The organism is Shewanella sp. ISTPL2 (assembly GCF_013283205.1).
Lineage (GTDB): Bacteria > Pseudomonadota > Gammaproteobacteria > Enterobacterales > Shewanellaceae > Shewanella > Shewanella oncorhynchi.
The window spans coordinates 2,809,847-2,828,073 of sequence record NZ_JAAPAV010000001.1; the positions used below are offsets into that span (position 1 = coordinate 2,809,847).

Below are 18,227 nucleotides of genomic sequence, written 5' to 3' on the forward strand. Positions count from 1 at the left end.
ATAGGATGAAATCATGAAACTGAAATCGATAGCCGTTGCAGTTGGGCTTTGTGTTGCGAGCTTGAGTACTGGCTTAAGTGCGGCCTACGCCAGCGATAAAACCATTTACCTTACCTTTGATGATGGTCCAATTGACGCGACCTTAGGGCTGTTAGATGCGTTAAAGGATGCCAATATTAAGGCGACGTTCTTTATTAATGCGTTTCATATGTATGGCGAAGGAGATGAAAACGAGGCATTAGCGGCTGTCGCCCTACAACGTTTGCTAGACGATGGTCATATTCTGGCAAACCACAGTTACGATCATATGCTGCATAACTGCACTGATGGCGTGCAATCTGGGGCGGCATATTGTAATCAAGTTGGACTCTGGCCTGTAAAATCCTATCAAGATGCGGCCACCGATTTCACCTATTTTGTGACGAACACGGCCAAAGTGGTTGAACTTATTCCTAATGCCGCCAGTTATCCCAATAACAAGATGACTAAGTTGGCACGTTTGCCTTACACCAATGGTTGGCGAGTGACCAGTAAACTCAAAGGCGACGGCTTGTGTGCGACATCCGATACTGTGCCGCCTTGGGATCCTGCTTTTGCTTGTACCGCAGAAACCTCGACCAACAGTTCGCAAGTTGCGGTGCAAATTCAAAACATGCTTGCCGAGAGTGACTATAAAATATTTGGCTGGGATCTAGACTGGGGACCAGAGGATTGGGGGGTTGCCTTTCCTGCTGAATCCATGGCCGATGGGGTTGAGCTGGTGGCAAAAGTCAATCAAGTGATTAACACCTGCGCAGGAACGACGATGAATCCGCTTAACAGTCGTACGCAGAACTTAGATTGTAGTGATGGTTTACATAACAGGAAAGTGGTGATCTTGACCCACGACTTCCTGTTTGAGAATGCGCACCGCGGACAAGGTGCAACCATCAACTTGCCTAAAATTAAGCGTTTTGTTGAAGAAGCTCAACGTCAAGGGTATCGTTTTGATACGCTAGATAATTATGCCCCTGCTTGGCAGGATCAGCATAATTATCAACTACCTGAGTTTGTGTCCTATCAAGATAAAATCTATTCCTTAGTGCAAGCGCATTTCTCCCAAAGCAATTGGCAACCAAGCCAGACCCCTGCCTTGTGGAAAAACGAAAAGTAGTGATGTATTGGGCTGAGTATTTACTCGGCCCATCATATTGGTCGAGTAAAAGGCATGTTGCTGAACTTAGCCTGACAAAATTCAAAATAGCGGCATTTTTTATACTTTACCCACTTCGCTTTAACTCAGTATCTGTAATACTGCTCCGACATTGATTTGAAGTTTATCGGTGTTAGAAAAGTAGCGCATAACGAGCGCGATTGGGGAGAGAAGATGAGTACGTTTGTAAAATTAACCATAGCGGCAACCTTAGTGGTATTAGCCTTACTTGCTGCGGGTATTTACCGTTTCAACATGACCAATGATGATATTTATATGGTGATGGAAGATGGACAGGTGATGCAATACGATGAAGCCATGGCGCATGAAAAAACTCAGGCTCAGGCGAATGAGATCGAAACTGTGACACCTTTTGAGGTAAAGCCTGTGGCGAATGCATCGGAAGTGATGCTCAAACTCTTTAGCTTAAATACCGCCAATCCTGTTGAAATAACGCTGCCTGAGGGCGGCAAGTCCGTTGCACTGACACATTTTATTAAGATCAAGCAAACAGAGTTTGCTATGGGCGACTACCAAGATGGTGAGGTAAAAGGTCGAGCATTACTCGATTACTTGCGCATTACACCGTTAAATTTCGATCCCGCTCTAGAGCCGGACACCCAAAGTGACGCACCGATTCAAGATGATCCTAAAATGCAAACTATGCCCTTTGTGGCGCCCTTTATTGTGACGACTCAAGGTTCAGGCGTATTTTGGTATCTTGGATTGTTTAATCTGGATTTTAAACACAATAGCTTGAAACACTTAGGCAGTGTCATGCTTGGCGATCGAATCGAAGTGGATAGTATTGAACCTGTTTATCCTTTTGAAGCCCCATTCAAAATTGCTGTGACTTATCGCGATAGAGCGTCTGACCAACCTATGTCTGAAAGCCCTGAAATAGTCAAAACCATAGAGATGGTAGTGAGTGAGACCAGCATACATAAGTAGCGTGTAAATGCCATTATGGATCTGCGCAGGCTTATGCTAAGTTGTTTTTCGGTAAGTGGGTGATGTTTGCTTTAGTAGCAAGCGTTAGCAGGTAATCGGTCAGCATAAGATTTCGACAAGGAGAGTGTCATGCAAGTTAGCAAAATCACTGGGAAATTTGATGTTAAGCTCACTCCTGATAGCCCCTATGCTACTGGCATTGGTGGTGTGACGTTAGGACGTATGGGCTTAGATAAAACCTTTTATGGTGAGCTTGAGGGGCGCAGCAAGGGGGAAATGCTCAGTGCTATGACGTCAGTCAAGGGCTCTGCTGGCTATGCGGCCATTGAACAAGTGGTTGGTAATTTGTGCGGTAAGCAGGGCAGTTTTGTATTACAACATTTTGGCATTATGACCGATGGACAAAATCGTCTGATCTTAGAAGTGATACCCCATTCTGGGGCGGGGGAGTTGCAGGGGTTAACTGGCACTATGACCATCAATATTGAGAATGGCCAACATTTTTATGCATTCCAGTTTGGCTTTGAAGCTTAGTTTGGCTTTGAAGCTTGAATAACGCCTGTGTTTTAGCTCAGTTTTCTGTAACTCTTCTCCTTTATGATCATTCGAGTCATCTTAATTCACCCCTCTTAATTTAAGCGAGTAAGTCTTTTCGATTGAGTCTGAAAATGGACATAAAAAAACCAGCTGAGGCTGGTTTTTTTGATTCTTTTTTCATAAAGCACTATCGAACCTTTAGTCTAGATCGGCGTGCTGTTACTTAAAATACGTTTAATTTAAAAAATGCCGTTGTCGCGAGAGTTAAGACACTTTTTTAACCACTTTAATTTTATCAACGACCTTTTTCACATCGTCGGTATTTTCGGCAATTTTCAGTGCTAGTTGACGTTCGGCATCGCTGGCAACTTCACCTTTCAATGTCACTATGCCATTGGCAACATCCACATTAATTTGGGTGCCGGATACGTCAGTTGAAAACAGTAAACGCGTTTTGATGACTGTGGCAACTTTAGAGTCAGTTAAGGTGGCAACAACTTCACTGGTGCCTTCTTTTTCATTCATCACAGTGAGTTGGTTATCGACATCTTTCACCCCATCTAAGCTCTTGATGAGCTCTGTGGCGAGGGCTTTATCCACACTGCTTTCCACTTTACCTGTTAACGTCACTTTACCATCTTTGACATCTGTAATGATGTCGAAGGAATTGAGATTCGTGTTGAGCAGTAAAGTGGTTTCTGCTTTACCATCGATCCACGCATCCTTGGTTCCGCCTTTCCAATCTTGGGCGGCAGCCACATTTAAACTGATTGAACCGACAAGTAAAGCCACTAGTACTGATGCTGTTGTAGTTTTCATAATCATATCCTCCGTTGTTTTCTCGAAGCTAGATAATGCGCCAATCGTGCCAATGTTTTTAAGGTAATGATTTTTAATGTTTAAATTGTTTTATCTGGCGTTTTTATACCTTGGCATTTTCCTTTAGGTCGGTCTTTTTTACCGACAAAATGTAATTTTTTCTGGCATGCTGAGCCATCATTCGAGCATAAAAAACCGCACTCATCAGTGCGGTATTATGTCTGTAATAAAAGTGGAGGGGAGTCGGTTAAATATGGCTCACTTAGCGACAGGGAATTAATGGTGATTGAGCGATCCCGTACCGTCGTAACTCATTTGCAGCCAAGCGGCGCCTTCTGCAAGTTGGTTTGCAAGTTGTGGCTGATGCGCTTGCCTTACTGCTTGTTTTATTTGGATTAGCACTTGCTGTTCTATGTCGACAAGGGCGGTCATAGCCTGCGAAATTTGGCACTGTTGCAACAATTCTGTTGCTTGAGTATAAGTGACGGGCACGGTGTGACTTAGGCCATTAATTGGCTCGTCAGCCAAACGTCTCAGCTGTTCAAACCGAGTTAACATTCGTTGGTGGATGTTAGCTTTGGCGGAAAAAACACGCTTAAGATTATAGTCTTCGACATACCTCCTCGCTTGGTTGTAAAATGTGAGTCCTTCCTGATTCAGCTTGATGATTTCATCGATCAACATGATATCGGCGCGGATATCAGTCTGATGTTGCACAACATTAGACTTCATTATGGGCCTCCTAATGCCAGTGTTCGACATAGATTGTTTAACTGCTTGGGTAAACTGATTTTGTTTCGTTCAGCTACCATGCATATTCTGTTCTCGTTTTTAATGATATTTTAACAGGCTGATTTTTAGACTGATATTCTCAGTTCATCGAGATATCATCTTAGAACATCGGCAACTATTACCGTTGCTGTTGTTAAAATTTCATGGCTGACATACAGTAGTTTTTCATACAGGGAGTAGATACGCATGGCTCGACTGACACTTTTTTATCACTTGCAGGATGTTGGCGCCGAGCAAGCAATCATCGAACTTGCTGGCGCTGCAGACTTTAATAAGCTACGCAGTGTCGATGACTTGCCTTGGATAGAGCAGCTAGGGGCAAATCACGTCGATGTTGCCATTATTGAGTTATCCAGTCTTAGTCGTGAAGATTACCTTGTGCTGCTAGATAATGCGGCCATGTCAAATATTGAGTTTATTTTTCTCTCCGACGGTCAGCCAAACCCCAATCTTGATCAGTTAATGTCTCATTTTGCGGGTTACCACTTTCGCAAACCTTACGATATGCCGCTAATCAGCGAAATTTTTGCTGATTTTGCACAGTATTTAGCATCATCGCCTAATCGACTGCATCCTTTTGCTAGCGAGCTAGACCAGTACGGTTTGCTTGTTGGTTCATCAGCTCCTATGCACAAGCTATATCGCACAATTCGTCGCGTCTCTGCGACAGGCAGTAATGTGCTGATTATTGGGGAAAGTGGGGTCGGGAAAGAACTGGTTGCTAATACCATACATCTTGCCAGCCCTAGGGTAAACGAGCCTTTTATTGCAATTAACTGTGGTGCATTAAGCCCTGAATTGGTCGACAGTGAGCTGTTTGGTCATGTCAAAGGCGCATTTACGGGGGCGAATCGCGATCACAAAGGCGTATTTGAACAGGCTGAAGGCGGGACCTTGTTTCTCGATGAAGTCACCGAAATGCCGATTGATCATCAAGTGAAGTTACTCAGAGTGTTGGAAAATAGCGAGTATCGTCCTGTGGGTGGTGACAAAGTGCAACGTGCAAACGTACGTATTGTGGCAGCGACTAACCGTGATCCCATAGTGGCGATAGAGGCAGGGCTATTTCGAGAAGATTTGTACTTTCGTTTGGCTCAGTTTCCCATTCGCGTTCCGCCCTTACGGGAACGTGGCGAAGATATTATTGGGCTTGCGCAGCATTTTCTTGCCTATCGTAACGTGGCCGAAAAGCAGAATAAGAGCTTAGCTGAAGACTGTATTCAGATGATTGCTAAGTACCCTTGGTCTGGTAATGTGCGCGAATTAAAACATGCAATTGAGCGAGCCTATATTCTGGCCGATCAGGATATTTTACCCAGCCATTTACAGCTACCTCAGACGAATGAAGTGGGTTTATGTGGTGGTGAGCAAGTTGTTATCCCCCAAGGCATGCGCTTAGATGATTTAGAGAGAATCGCTATTTATCAAGCACTAGAAACCACTCAAGGTAATAAAACGGATACCGCCGAACAACTGGGGATCAGCGTTAAAACCCTCTACAACAAGCTCAGCAAGTACGAGCAGCAAGTCGAGACCGGTGAAACGACTGCTGAATAAACATTAATTATCAAATTAATATTGAAACAGAGCTAAACTTTATACTCTTTTTTTTGTAAATAATAACTCCTATTCTACAGCCCTTAAACAGAAAAAGCGGAGATAGAATATGAAACATTTATTAACAACAGCATTATGGCTTTCTTTGACAGCCAGTAGTTTTGTGAACGCCACCCCAGCAGTAGGAAGTCTTGAAACAGTCGCTGAATTGCCAATACGACCTGGCAATGTCAGCGTCACTGCACAAGGTCGGATTTTTGCCACAGTACATCCATTTGATACACCATCAGGTTTGCAATTGATTGAAGTTAATCGTGAGACCAACGCTTATAAAGCTTGGCCTTCAATGGATTTGCAAAAAACATCGACAGCCAATACTGCTCAATTTGATACCTTATTAGGTATTGCTCAGGACAAGGCTGGACACCTCTGGACCGCAGATATGGGGTTAGAATTAGGCCAGACAAGGATTTGGGGATTCAACATTAAGGACGGCAGTCTATATAAACAAATCGTCCTACCACAAGCTCTCGCGCCTAAAGGCAGCTTTATGCAGGATCTGGTTGTCGACTCTCAAAAAGGCTGGATTTATTTAGCCGATATCGCCAACCCTGGCCTCTTAGCGGTGCGTATCGACGATGGCCATACAATACGTTTTTCAGGTCATAGCTCGCTGCAGGCCGAAGCGGATGCAGTAATGAACATAGATAACAAAACAACATTGTTTAATGGCAAAGTCGCTAGTGTAGCGGTCAATCCAATCAGTTTATCTGCCGATGGAAGTACACTCTATTATGGTGCAATGAATGGTACTCACTGGTATCAGTTATCGACTGCAGCTTTACAAACAGGCAATAATGATAAAATTATCGCCACGGTAAAATTAGTCGGAGCCAAGCCTGTATCAGATGGCGCTGCAACGTCCAAACAAGGTAATCATTACTTTACCAATTTGAACCACAATGCCATTTCCATGCTAGATAACAAAGGCACACTAACAACAGCGGTCAGTTCTCCACTACTGGATTTTCCTGATAGTGTGCAATTTGGTGAAACAGGCTGGTTATATATTTCAGTGAACCAATTGCATAAAGCAAAAGCCTTTAATGGAAAAGCCGAAACAGCCAAACCGCCTTATCGTATTATGCGACTCTGGACCGGTGAGGATACTGCTGCGGGTCAATAACACCTTAGCTGCAACTGCAAAGTTGCAGCTTATATTTGCAGTATGAGTTATATCGCAACTGTTTATTTACGTTGATGTGAGTCTTTGGTTTAACTCGAAAGCGTCTAGAAATGAGTTAGGTGTTGATTGTGCAAACTATCAATGCCTCTTATTGTGACTGGCACAGGTCAATATTGAATGGTGAGATAATTTTGGAACAAGGAACAAGGAACAAGGAACAAGTTCAGTGAAACTCAATCAACCTTCTAAAAATGCATTTTATATTCAAACTCTGAGTACTCAGTACCGACCTCTATTATGGCTGTTTGCTGCTGGGTTATTACTGCTTGGTTTACTCTGCGCCAGAGCAACCTATTTACAACCCGATCCGATACTACAGCTCGTTCTCGGCTGGGTAACACTGTTTCTATTGTTACCCGTGTTACCGACTGCGTTTGTTCAGCAACAGTGTTGGTTAGATGCCGAGCAACAGCAATTGTGGCTCGGTAAAGGTTTATTCAATGGGAGGTATATGGGATTGTGGCGGTGGCGTTCCTATGCTTTTTCGGACATCAAAGCAGTGCAACTTTATCAGCTGCAAATCACCCGCTGGCATCAGATCAGCCGCAATCGCCAAGCGGAAGATACTGTCCAACATTATCTGGCTTATTTAGAATTGCATCAGCCCAACGGTGCTCAATTGATATTGGGTGACAGTACTGATAGAAAGGAATTACAACAAGTTCTACAGCAATGTGCGCAGGCAATAGACTGTAAATTTCAGGATTTTAGTAACACCACTCAAAAATCACTTCCCAAAGGTAGTGAATTTAATTTCATGCGGGTACTGGTTCTGCTGGTTATATTTATTTTGTTGAATATTTTATATTTTTTGTTCGTTCTATAAATTCTCAGTCATCCTGCCTAAAAAGTTAGGCTGGATGTCCTCCACAACGATCACTCATCTTGCTCTGTGGTTTCCTGATAAGGAACAAACACTTTAAGAGATGCTGGCTGGACTTCAATAGTGAGATCCGCTGGCTCAAATACTTCACCATCAATCACATATTTACACTTAGGCTGGCTGCTGATAGTGACCTTTTTAGCATGGGCATGATGGACTTTACTTGCACTCGCTTGTTGATCTCGCACATTCTTATTGCCTTCTTTTACCCATCCCGCAATCGCTAATTCAGCGAGGCTAAGCAACTGCTCTTTGGGTTCATCGCCAGCATCCAACCAAGTAATGTCGAGCAAACCGTCGGTCATGTTTGGTTCGCCATCGCCCTGCGCCAACACGCTGGTAAACGGTGCGGCATTGGCAACGATTAGGCTATGGGTCGTTAATGTTGTGGGTTTTGCATCATCTAAGCTGAGTTGGATGGTTAAAGTGATATCGGCATTCACTGCGCGCCATAAGCCATCGAGGTAGGCAAACTGGCCGAGAGCATTTTTACGCTCACGGTTTGCGGATTCAATCATTTGTTGCTCAAACCCTATGCCTACAAGCAACAACACTAACTCCTCATTACAACGCGCGGTATCAATGGCTTGGCAATGCCCTTGAATAATATTATCCAGCGCCTGAGAGATAGGAATAAGCTTACTGCCTAAACCAAAGAGGGCATGGCTGAGGGCATTAGTTGTGCCAAGAGGAATGATGCCTAAGACTATATCCGTATCAACGATTTGAGAGGCCACTTCAGTCACAGTACCATCGCCACCACAGGCGATAATGATATCAGCGCCTGCATTACGGGCTTGCTCGGCGAAGACATTTGCGGTTTCGTCTGCTGTTGTGAGTTTTAAAGTCAGGTCAAAATAGGCTTTGAGTTCATCTTGGATTTGCTCGCTGTATTCTTGCCATTTCCCGCCACCAGAAACTGGGTTGGCGATAATCCACGCCACTTTGTGGATGTTAATTTTCCCTTGACTAAGCATGCGATCGAGCGCGCGTAATTGCCATTTGTTTAAGCCAGCGGTTTTGCGGATTTGCTTTATCTGTTGCAGTACTTCGGCGAAGTGCTGTTGTTTATCTTTACAAACCAAATAAGCGGCGAGTACCAGCACTGAGCGGCCACGACCCATTGCACAGTGGATGAGTACCTGTTTATTGGCGCGCACTTGGCGGTGCAGCCAGTTAACGGCTTGATTGAGTTGGGCACTGGTCGGTACGCTATGGTCGAGGATGGGAATATTTAAATACTCGATATGATCTTCAAATTGCGACCAATCTAAGCCATCAAATTCAGCGGTGACATCCAGAATGGCAGTGATCTTATTGGCTTTAATCGTTTCCAGATCTGCGGAAAAGAGTCTACAGCCGAGATACAGATGTTCATCAATCCTCTGCATGGGTGGTACTGAATCGTATTTTCTGGCCCAGTGGTTATAGAGTCGACTGCCTAATAAAAAGGGAATAAAACCCCAACGAATATACCAAGGAATAGTGCCATCTTGGCGTTTTCTAAAAATACTGGCGAGATTAAACCAATAGGCTGAACCGACTAAAAACAGTGACAGACTTGTCCATGCACAAATGAAAGTGAGCAGGGGAGAAGTGTCTGTTACTGCAAAATAGGCTAACAATACTGCACCTGCAGTGTACAAATATTTGATGTGGATCTTCGTTAGCATGCAAGTCCTCCAATGCCATTGTTCTTGGTTAAAATCGTTGCACTTGAATGGATAGATGTCGAGATGAGAGATGCAGAAATGAGCGAGTCTAAACCAAAAGGGTGGCAGTAGACGAGTCTATTGCCACCCTAAAGTGAGGTTTGTTTAGCACTTAGTATCTTTAGCTTTAACACCTTCTTTGACTTCTTCACAGGCATCTTCGATGGCATTACCTGTATCAGTCATTACTTCATCGATTTTTTCGCCCGCGTCTTCGGCTTTGTTATCACTACAGGCCGTTAAACCTAGGGCGAGTAATAATGCGAATGCTGCACTTGTCATCAGGGTAAATGGTTTCATATCTATCTCCTTTTCTAAAAAAAATTATAGTCGCGGTGATTTGCCCTTAAGGGCATTGATCAGCAGAGAAATCACTAATAACACAATAAATATGAAGAAAATGATTTTCGCTATTCCCGCCGCTGCGCCAGCAATCCCAGCAAATCCTAACAACCCGGCAATCACGGCAACAACTAGAAATACTAATGTCCAACCTAGCATAATAACCTCCTGCCCTTGTATTAATCCTTCGCATGACCGTTTGTGTCACTTGTAAGGTAACGGCTAATGGCTCTTACTTGATTGCGATCTTAATGCCAACTTTAAAAATTTTAAGTAGTTAATTGATTTTAAATATAATTTAAATCATTTTATTTAAAATGGTGTGAGTGAATTAAAAGAGGGGTAGGCAATTTTTACCTAAGCTTCGGTAAGAGTTTCAGCCTAATACGTTGAATCAAAGACTGTGAGCTGATGTCGTTCATAAGTAAAGATAAATAAAAGCCGACACTGTGAGTTTGTGTCGGCTTGAAGATATTATGATCTTATAATACAAGATGATAGGAGCTAAATACGTTTAAAAACGATTTAATGGTTTCCAGCGTTGCAGGCTAACTGGAATGGTCGCGCCTTGGGATAACAGCAGGTTAATGCGGGATTGATATGCTGCGCCCACCATTAAATGTTTGGCTAAATCCACCGCATTACGGGCCTTATAGTCATCTAAATAACTGCCTTTTGCCCAAGCGTTAAATGCACCCAGTGCTGGGCCAGCCCAGATTTGGTAATCCATTTCGCGGCCGATTTCACCTGTGTTTGACCAGCGGCTAGACAGACCCAAATACCAGCGGAAAATCAGCGCCATCTTACGTTTGGGGTTATCCAGTGCACGCTCGATTTGTTTAGGATCGCGCTCGTTAAAGTGGGCGACAGTGCCCGCCCAAATATCATCGAGTGATGAGCGGAACACTTGCTCTTCGAGCTTTTTACGCTCGTCCGCAGGGATGGCATCAATCGAATCGTAACGGGTGTAGATCTCATAAAGCTTATTGGCGCGCATCGGGAACAAAGTACCGCGCTTAACCACTTGTAATTTCACGCCCATTTCGAACATATCGGCGGCAGGCGCCATAGTCACATCGGCCATTTCTGTGGTGGCGAGTAACTTACGGGTGTGTTCGCTGGCGCCCGCTTCGACGCAAGCTTGGTTGATAGAACCTGTGACGATGAATGCCGCACCCATGTTGAAGGTGGCTAATGCTGCATCGGGTGTGCCGACGCCGCCGCCAGCACCCACGCGGATGGGCGTTTTATATTGATACTTAGCTTGGATTTCATCTTTAAGCGCCAAAATCGTCGGCAATAGCGTGACGAGTGGACGATTGTCGGTATGGCCGCCGGAGTCGGCTTCGGCTGTGATGTCGTCTGCCATGGGCACCAGTAATGCCATCGCCATTTGGTCTTGGCTGATAAGGCCGTCACTCACTAATTGCTGGAGGATTTTGGCCGGCGCCGGCTCCATAAACTTAGTCGCGACTTCGGTGCGGCTGATTTTGGCTATGACTTTGTTGCCAATGACTATCTCGCCATGTTCGTCGCGGCTCAAACCCGCCGCGCGGTAATAGACGATTTGCGGCGTTAACCCTAAAAATGCCGAGGCTTCGACCGTGCGCACTTTATGTTTTAAGAACAACTCAACACTGCCGCGCTCTAATGCGGGCTCGCTTGGGCTGTGAATTAAATTAAAGGCGTAAGGACCATTGGGTAGCGCCGCTTGAATGCGAGTAATGGCCGCTTCAACGCGCGATGGGATTAACCCCGCCGCGCCAAACGAACACAAAATGCCCGCTTGGCCCAGCGCGATAACCAGTTCTTCTGAGGCAATACCGTTAGCCATAGCGCCAGCGTAGTAAGCGTATTTAACCCCGTGTACGCGGCGAAAATTACTGTCGCCTAAACTTTGGGTGCCAAGGGCGGGCGCAAAGGCGCTGACGGGGTGTGAGCCTAGTGGCGCTTGGCTGTCGCTTGTGGTGACTTCGGCTGTTTGCGCTATGCCTAAGCCTTTTTCACTGTGATTCACTAAGTAACAGGCTTGGCTTAAATCTTTGAGTTTTTTGCCTAATGCGTCGATATCAAAGCTCAGCGCGGCATCGTTGACTTGCCACGGCCAAGGGCTGAGTTTTTCGTTATTGCTATTGAATTGATCTAGAGTATGGCTAGTCATAGGTGTTCTCATGTTATTTGTGCCGCCTTGGTGATGTGGATAGCCAAGGCGGCGCAACTATTCGTTATTCGTTATTCGAGATTAGCGTCTTTCTAACAGCGTAAACTCGCTAGGCTTCTTCAATACAGATGGCGATATCTTTGACTTCATAAATTCGCAGGCCATCTTTACTCAAGTTGGCATCGCCCATAATGATGCGTTTGCCATTGTCGTCTGTCACGCTGGTAATGTGCACATCCAGTGACATCTGCTTGTTTAATGGGTTAATTTGGCCGCGATATTTCCATTTGATATCCGATAAAATCTGCCCAAATTTAGGATTGTTAAAGCCCGCGCCAAGGTCTTGGTCAATCGCATAGGTTTGCATCAGCTCGATAATGGCTTCAACCCCTAAGGAGCCTGGCATCACAGGATCTTGATGGAAATGGAATTGGAAGAACCAATCACTCGGGTCAATCGTGCGCTCGGCGTATAAATAGCCAAGGCCCGCCTTACCGCCGGCTTTCACGATTTCAGCCTTGTCGATAAAGTTAAGTTGACCGCCCGCTAAACGGTAATGTGGTTGACCTTTTGGTGCGTTAAAGCTGCGATGTTGTTTATCTAACAGATTGATTTGGCTATCGGCTGCTATGCCATTTTGCACATGCCAAGGCTGAGTGGTCTTGCCGTTGTCTATGCCTAACTGGTTTTTCAGCGCATCGCCCTTGAAGTAACCAAATACCGCTTTACCTTGGTAGAAAGGCTCGCCATCGCAGCTTAATTCAAAACTGAAATTCTGAATGATGTTGCTGCCAGCAATCACAGTCGATAACAAACGTGAGTCGTTCACTATGGTTTTGCCACGTAAATCCACATGGCGCAGTAGCTTACCGTTGCCGTCTAAGTTACGGAAAAACAGCTCTTGGCCGGGGAAGCCCAAGGTAGTGCCCATATAGCCCGAGATAAAGCCGTTTGGCTGCAGTGATATTTCCATCAGCACAGAATAGGGCATAACGGCGTGATGGCTGTTTTTATCATAATACCAAGCGTTTGCTGGCACTTCGTATTCAGCGATACACGAAGAGGGCTTTTTCAGCTCGCCGCGTTTGCCGTCAATCGCAATGACGCGAGTTGTGAGCTGCAAATCACCGCAAGGCGTGCGCGGTGGAATTAGGCCGCGATAGATACTGAAATCGGGGCCGAAGCAGTTTTCGATGTCGCCAGTGGCAAATTCGAACATGTGGTACGGCGTGAACGGTAGGGTATCGGGCACGCGGTTAGCATACTTTGAATCCGCAGGCGCAATCGGCGCAGGTACATGCTTTAGCGGCACTACGCCTTTGTTGGTTGGCGCAGTTAAATCTGGCAGCTGGGCCATCAACGGCGCAGCCGAAGCAGCATTTTTGGCAGTATTGTCAGCTGTGCTGGCATCATTATCCGCGAGGTAGCGGGTGCATTCGGCTTCTTCTTTGATCATCACTCCAAGGTTTTGGAAATCCACGACCACTTTGCCATTGAGCAAAATATCGATATTCGCCTTAGCATACGGGCGCGGGCTCATACCGATTTCGGTGATTTCCATGCGATAGGTGAGCAGGCCAGATTGCGGCAAAACTTGACCGCGACAGCGCACTTTTTGTGACGCGTTTTCTAGCGGTTGGAAACGCCCGTCTTTTACACCGAGGTGCATCCCAATATGCAGCATAAAGAATTGCAGTAATTGACCACAGCCTTCGGCCATTAACGATCCCGCCATCACTTGGTCGCCCTTGAAATGACACGGGAAATACCAATGATCAGCTTCGAGCTGCTTATGGCCTTGAACTGAGCCTAAGCCCCACGCGCCGCCATGCACCTCAAGATTGCTGACTTGTTCAATCATCAGGAATTTTTCGGATGCAAAACATAAAGAGGGCTGCAAACCATATTGGGCTTGATGCGCCGCATGGGCGCCGCCAAAACAGCCACCGATATCGGCGCCGAGCAGTTTATGGATTTGGCTGTAATCAAATTGGCTTTGCGCGCAATCAAGCAGCGGATTAAAGCGCTGTTTATTCGGATTATTCAAGGCGAGGTTGCGCGCTTTGATTTCAGCTTCGGTGTGAATAACACCTTTGCCGTCGGCCAGTTCTTTGTCGGTGAAGAAGCCGGCGCAGCCGCCATCCATTTTCAGGATCAGCTTATCGCCCACAAAACATTCGTAGGAGAAGAAGAACAACAAGGTATCGCCATTGCGGGCAAAGTTGTTGATGGAAATGTCGTAGCGCAGGGTGTCGCCACCGCGCGGTAAGTCGCCAAGGAAGGTCAGGGTGCAATCGAGCAGGCGATAAACGCGCTCGCCTTTATTTTCAAAATCGATACCTAAGTAGCTGATCAGCATCAAGTCGCATTGACCCGATTCGACCGCCACGGCCCAAGGGATTTGGCCATCGACCAAATACGGCGCGTCCACAGGAATGTCGTATTCCGTGGTCATAGTGCAAGGCTGATATTGGTTCATCTGGGCGTTTAATTTCGTTACCCGAGATACCAGTAAATAGTCCGTGGTTGGCAGGCGTACACGGCGCGGATAGCTGTCGATAATGGCGTAATCTGGGCCAAAGACGTTAGCAATATCACCTTCGGCGTACTCGACTAAATCCGCATAATCCCAAATGCAAGGCTTGCTTATCGGTGTTGGCGGCATGTACTCAGGCACTTTTGCATGATTGGGATAAAGCACAGGATGTGGAAGAACCGCTGTCGCAGATGCCTGAACAATGGCTTGCTGTTGTACTGGCGCAGCTTGGCCAATTGATGTCAGTTCGCCCTTAAGTTGGGCTTTCATCAAGGCATCGGCCAGTTTCAAGCCTTCAGCACGGCTTTGTAAAAAGGCTAAATGGGCTTCACGGGCGAGTTGCTGATTGCTTAAAAATGCCGCGTCTTTTAGCTCTGCTTGAGTGGCGTTGTTATTGGGCGTGCTTAGGGCATTCATTGGCATGCTGCTTAATGTCTCTTTTTGTTGAGCCGTGGTTGGGCTGCTTGTTGCAAAGCGACTCGTGTCTTTGCTCGCTATTTGGGCCAAATTTTTGCGTTGGCTGCGCGTTGGCAGTGCTGTCATGGCTTGGGCTTTTTGTTGTATAGCATCAAGGCCTGCGAGCGGCGTATCTAGGATATGCTGATAGATATCGCGGCCACCGAGCGTTACTTGTTTTATTAAGTGTTTTTGCTCTGAAAGCGTTAAGTCTTGTTCAAGCCTTTGCTGCAAACTGTATGCTTGCTTGGCACTTTGGCTGAGCAGTAACTGCGAGCATTTACCTTGGCTAAACGTCGCTACGAGCGCGTGCTGCTGAGCTTGAGAAGAATGCTTGTTAAGTTGCGCTTGGTTTTTAAGTTGTCCGTGATTTTTAAGCTGCAACAGCGCGCTCAAAATACTCGCCATTCCTGCGGCGGCAAAGTTGTGGCCTAGGGCATCAGCGGCTTGGCTGCGCTGGTTCACACTCGGCAACAGGGTATTGAGTACTAGCTCTGAATCGGCAAGTTGCTCAACCGCAATACTGGTTTCAATCAAGCTAATCTGGCTGCTATTCACCTTGGCTTGAGTTAGCAGGTCATCGCAAATGCGCGCTGTGTTGCTATTACCCTGTTTGTCACAAATCGCGCCAAATACTTGGCCGCTGATGTGACCATAACTGTCGCCATAGCTGTTATTAGCATTAGCATTAGCATTAGCATTAGCATTGTCAGCGGCAGTGCTTGGCTGGGTTGCACTTGATTGCGCTGTCGTGAGCACTAATGCGCCTGCACCTTCACCGACTTTCCAGCCTGTGTCAGTGGCAGTAAATGCCACTGGCGATACGGCGTTTTTGAGGATCACTTGCTCTAAACTGCCACTTAAATCGACGGCGGCGATCACTACGGCATCCAAGGATTCTTGGGACAAGAGGTTCTCGGCCACATCAATACAGCGGGCGACCGATTGCTCGGCCGCTGAAATGGTGAAGGCAGGGCCGTTAAAGTCCCAAAGGGATGCGATACGTGACGCCATGATGTTGCCAATAAAACTGGTGTATTGGTTCAGTTTGGCGGCATCGAGCACACTGTCCATTGCGATTTTTTCAAGGGCGATATACTCAGCTTGCGTGAGTGTTATTCCTTGTTTTTTAAGGCTGTCTGCCAGTTGGGTGTGTAGATTTACGCGGCCACGGAACTGGTGTAATTCCAGTTCGGTTTCCATCGCTACTAATACAGCAACCTTGCCACCGGGTTTTAAGTTTGCATCGCGTATCGCTTCATCGGCCACTTTGATCAGCAGCAGTTGCTGGGAGATCAGGCGATCATCCTCATTGGGCGGCACTTTAAAGCGCAGGAAGTCAAAATCGAACTGGTCGATATACGCGCCTTGCGGTACAGCAGGCAAACCAAAGTTAGCTAAGATCTCAGGGTGTTTATCTAAGCCTTTCCAGCGTTTAGCGGGCAGTGGGATAAAGGCATGTTGCCGAGCATGAATCGTGTTATCCAGTGCATTTATGGAGGATAAAGGCCCGAAGTGTGATGCTAAGCCAATGATATTTAATGGCGTATGCTGGTAACTTACTGTGGCTGCGGGTTGTTCATTCTTTTTGTTTGTATTGGCAGCATAGGATTCCAGCAATAAATGCGCGTTACAGCCGCCAAAACCAAACACAGAAACACCCGCGTGGCGGCGGTCATTGCCGGCTTTATCGGGCCAAGCATGCAGTTCTGTCGGTAGATTTTTAGCGCTAAATAAGCCCTTAGGCGAGGATATCGGCGCTGATAAGTTAATACTTGGCGGCAGTCGACCCGAGCGCATGGCAAAAATCATCTTCATGATCCCCGGCATGCCCGCGGCTGTGAGTAAATGGCCTAAGTTGGATTTTGCCGAACCGATCAGCGGCACCGCTGAACCCGCGAGTTTGTCCTCAAAAAAGCGCTCCATCGAAGCGAGTTCGACTTTATCCCCAAGCGGCGTGCCTGTGGCATGGCATTCAATCACTTCGATATTGGCAGGCAGTGTGTTTGCGGCACTATAGGCGCGCTCGAAGGCTTGCACTTGGCCCTTGCTGTTGGGGCTTAATACAAACTGGCCTTTACCGTCGTTCGACAAACCAATGCCGCTAACGACGGCATAGATGTTATCGCCATCGCGCTCGGCATCTTCTAAGCGTTTTAAGACTAACACCCCAGCGCCTTCTCCGGCGAATAAGCCCTTGCTATTGCTATCAAAGGGCGCCGAGATACCATGATCTGGATAGGCGTGGAAAATCGAGAATCCCATGTTGATAAAGAAGGGATCGGCGCCTGATACTGCGCCCGCTAGCATCATATCTGCCTTGCCTGTTGTTAGGTAATCGCAGGCGAGTTTGAGTGCATAAACCGAGCTGGCGCAGGCGGCGTCCAGACTTAACTGGGTGCCTCCTAAACCGAGTGCATCGCTGACCAGCTTTGAGGCTGTGTGGGCAACCGCGCCATTGGCGACGTTTAATGCTTGGCTATTGGCATTGAGATCGTTAACCGAGTTGCCAAAATCAGCCAGCTGAAATGCGCTTTGGTTAAGTTTGTTTTGCAGCGCCTTTTCAACGGTTTGGTGATACAGAGGCAAAAATAATTCATTGGAGCGGGCCGTGGGGAACGACAAGGTTCCCATCACGATACCTGTGCGCGCCAGTACGGCATCGCTTGGGGTAATCCCTGCGTCTTGCAGAGCTTTACGACTGCAATCGAGTGCCCATAAAAAGCTTTCATCTAACCCGTCAAAGGCGGACTCAGGCAGTTGATAACCCTTGGCATCAAACTCAAAGTGTTGGATATAGCCGCCTTTATCACAGTAAAAACGGTCAGACTGACCCTGCACACCTTGGTAATCGGCGGGATTGGCATTGAGCTTTTCACGGTTAATTTGGGTGCGAGAGTCTTTTTTATCCAGCAGATTTTGCCAAAAGGTTTGCGGATTATCGGCGTCAGGATACTGAGTCGCGAGACCGACAATCGCAATTTTTGATGCGCTTTTTGACGCACTTTTTGACAAAATCATAGGCACGGTAGTTTTATCAATA

General features: G+C 46.4%; 13 protein-coding genes. 6 read left to right on the forward strand and 7 right to left on the reverse strand.

Translation table 11 applies throughout. The features are described from left to right. The first annotated feature begins 13 nt into the window (after nucleotides 1-13). From HUB64_RS12335 to HUB64_RS12345, 3 genes are all read left to right on the forward strand, one after another. Nucleotides 14-1,153, forward strand: coding sequence for a polysaccharide deacetylase family protein (locus tag HUB64_RS12335; RefSeq protein WP_173497090.1), 1,140 nt, complete (start codon nucleotides 14-16; stop codon nucleotides 1,151-1,153). Between the two features lie 213 nt (nucleotides 1,154-1,366). Further along, nucleotides 1,367-2,143 (forward strand): hypothetical protein, encoded by a 777-nt coding sequence (locus HUB64_RS12340; protein WP_105249748.1) that lies wholly within the window; start codon nucleotides 1,367-1,369, stop codon nucleotides 2,141-2,143. Nucleotides 2,144-2,272: 129 nt separating this feature from the next. Further along, nucleotides 2,273-2,677 (forward strand): DUF3224 domain-containing protein, encoded by a 405-nt coding sequence (locus HUB64_RS12345; protein ID WP_173497091.1) that lies wholly within the window; start codon nucleotides 2,273-2,275, stop codon nucleotides 2,675-2,677. Between the two features lie 267 nt (nucleotides 2,678-2,944). Here HUB64_RS12345 and HUB64_RS12350 read toward each other — a convergent pair whose 3' ends face one another. Together HUB64_RS12350 and HUB64_RS12355 are read right to left on the reverse strand one after the other, a co-directional pair. Next, a complete protein-coding gene (locus HUB64_RS12350) occupies nucleotides 2,945-3,499 on the reverse strand; it encodes a BON domain-containing protein (protein WP_105249747.1) in 555 nt (184 codons plus the stop codon). Nucleotides 3,500-3,775: 276 nt separating this feature from the next. Continuing rightward, nucleotides 3,776-4,231 carry a hypothetical protein gene (locus tag HUB64_RS12355; protein WP_028760642.1) on the reverse strand — a complete coding sequence of 152 codons (456 nt, stop codon included), beginning with the start codon at nucleotides 4,229-4,231 and terminating at the stop codon, nucleotides 3,776-3,778. A gap of 246 nt (nucleotides 4,232-4,477) precedes the next feature. On the opposite strand from HUB64_RS12355, the gene HUB64_RS12360 reads away from it, so the two are divergent. From HUB64_RS12360 to HUB64_RS12370, 3 genes are all read left to right on the forward strand, one after another. Next, a complete protein-coding gene (locus HUB64_RS12360; protein ID WP_028760641.1) occupies nucleotides 4,478-5,848 on the forward strand; it encodes a sigma-54-dependent Fis family transcriptional regulator in 1,371 nt (456 codons plus the stop codon). Between the two features lie 109 nt (nucleotides 5,849-5,957). After that, nucleotides 5,958-7,034 (forward strand): L-dopachrome tautomerase-related protein, encoded by a 1,077-nt coding sequence (locus HUB64_RS12365; RefSeq protein WP_173245901.1) that lies wholly within the window; start codon nucleotides 5,958-5,960, stop codon nucleotides 7,032-7,034. Between the two features lie 226 nt (nucleotides 7,035-7,260). Continuing rightward, nucleotides 7,261-7,920, forward strand: coding sequence for a hypothetical protein (locus HUB64_RS12370; protein WP_173245898.1), 660 nt, complete (start codon nucleotides 7,261-7,263; stop codon nucleotides 7,918-7,920). Between the two features lie 50 nt (nucleotides 7,921-7,970). On the opposite strand, the gene HUB64_RS12375 is transcribed toward HUB64_RS12370, so the two are convergent. The 5 genes from HUB64_RS12375 to HUB64_RS12395 all read right to left on the reverse strand — a co-directional run bounded on the left by HUB64_RS12375 (nucleotide 7,971) and on the right by HUB64_RS12395 (nucleotide 18,205). Continuing rightward, a complete protein-coding gene (locus tag HUB64_RS12375) occupies nucleotides 7,971-9,650 on the reverse strand; it encodes a diacylglycerol kinase family protein (RefSeq protein WP_173497092.1) in 1,680 nt (559 codons plus the stop codon). A 144-nt stretch (nucleotides 9,651-9,794) separates the two neighbouring features. Continuing rightward, on the reverse strand, nucleotides 9,795-9,989 hold the full coding sequence (locus tag HUB64_RS12380) for a hypothetical protein (RefSeq protein WP_028760637.1): 195 nt from the start codon (nucleotides 9,987-9,989) through the stop codon (nucleotides 9,795-9,797). Nucleotides 9,990-10,013: 24 nt separating this feature from the next. Next, the gene (locus tag HUB64_RS12385; protein WP_028760636.1) at nucleotides 10,014-10,190 is read right to left on the reverse strand and encodes a DUF1328 family protein; all 177 of its coding nucleotides are present in this window, start codon (nucleotides 10,188-10,190) and stop codon (nucleotides 10,014-10,016) included. A gap of 355 nt (nucleotides 10,191-10,545) precedes the next feature. Further along, complete coding sequence (pfaD, locus tag HUB64_RS12390) at nucleotides 10,546-12,192, reverse strand: eicosapentaenoate synthase subunit PfaD (protein WP_173497914.1); 1,647 nt, start codon at nucleotides 12,190-12,192, stop codon at nucleotides 10,546-10,548. Between the two features lie 109 nt (nucleotides 12,193-12,301). Beyond that, nucleotides 12,302-18,205 (reverse strand): beta-ketoacyl synthase N-terminal-like domain-containing protein, encoded by a 5,904-nt coding sequence (locus tag HUB64_RS12395; protein WP_173497915.1) that lies wholly within the window; start codon nucleotides 18,203-18,205, stop codon nucleotides 12,302-12,304. Nucleotides 18,206-18,227 lie beyond the last annotated feature (22 nt).

What these genes read in the sequence shown, in the direction of transcription:
- HUB64_RS12380 (WP_028760637.1), bottom strand. Translation starts at nt 9,989, where the DNA reads ATGAAACCATTTACCCTGATGACAAGTGCAGCATTCGCATTATTACTC.
- HUB64_RS12395 (WP_173497915.1), bottom strand. Translation starts at nt 18,205, where the DNA reads ATGATTTTGTCAAAAAGTGCGTCAAAAAGCGCATCAAAAATTGCGATT.
- HUB64_RS12355 (WP_028760642.1), bottom strand. Translation starts at nt 4,231, where the DNA reads ATGAAGTCTAATGTTGTGCAACATCAGACTGATATCCGCGCCGATATC.
- HUB64_RS12340 (WP_105249748.1), top strand. Translation starts at nt 1,367, where the DNA reads ATGAGTACGTTTGTAAAATTAACCATAGCGGCAACCTTAGTGGTATTA.
- HUB64_RS12375 (WP_173497092.1), bottom strand. Translation starts at nt 9,650, where the DNA reads ATGCTAACGAAGATCCACATCAAATATTTGTACACTGCAGGTGCAGTA.
- HUB64_RS12385 (WP_028760636.1), bottom strand. Translation starts at nt 10,190, where the DNA reads ATGCTAGGTTGGACATTAGTATTTCTAGTTGTTGCCGTGATTGCCGGG.
- HUB64_RS12345 (WP_173497091.1), top strand. Translation starts at nt 2,273, where the DNA reads ATGCAAGTTAGCAAAATCACTGGGAAATTTGATGTTAAGCTCACTCCT.
- pfaD (WP_173497914.1), bottom strand. Translation starts at nt 12,192, where the DNA reads ATGACTAGCCATACTCTAGATCAATTCAATAGCAATAACGAAAAACTC.
- HUB64_RS12335 (WP_173497090.1), top strand. Translation starts at nt 14, where the DNA reads ATGAAACTGAAATCGATAGCCGTTGCAGTTGGGCTTTGTGTTGCGAGC.
- HUB64_RS12365 (WP_173245901.1), top strand. Translation starts at nt 5,958, where the DNA reads ATGAAACATTTATTAACAACAGCATTATGGCTTTCTTTGACAGCCAGT.
- HUB64_RS12350 (WP_105249747.1), bottom strand. Translation starts at nt 3,499, where the DNA reads ATGAAAACTACAACAGCATCAGTACTAGTGGCTTTACTTGTCGGTTCA.
- HUB64_RS12360 (WP_028760641.1), top strand. Translation starts at nt 4,478, where the DNA reads ATGGCTCGACTGACACTTTTTTATCACTTGCAGGATGTTGGCGCCGAG.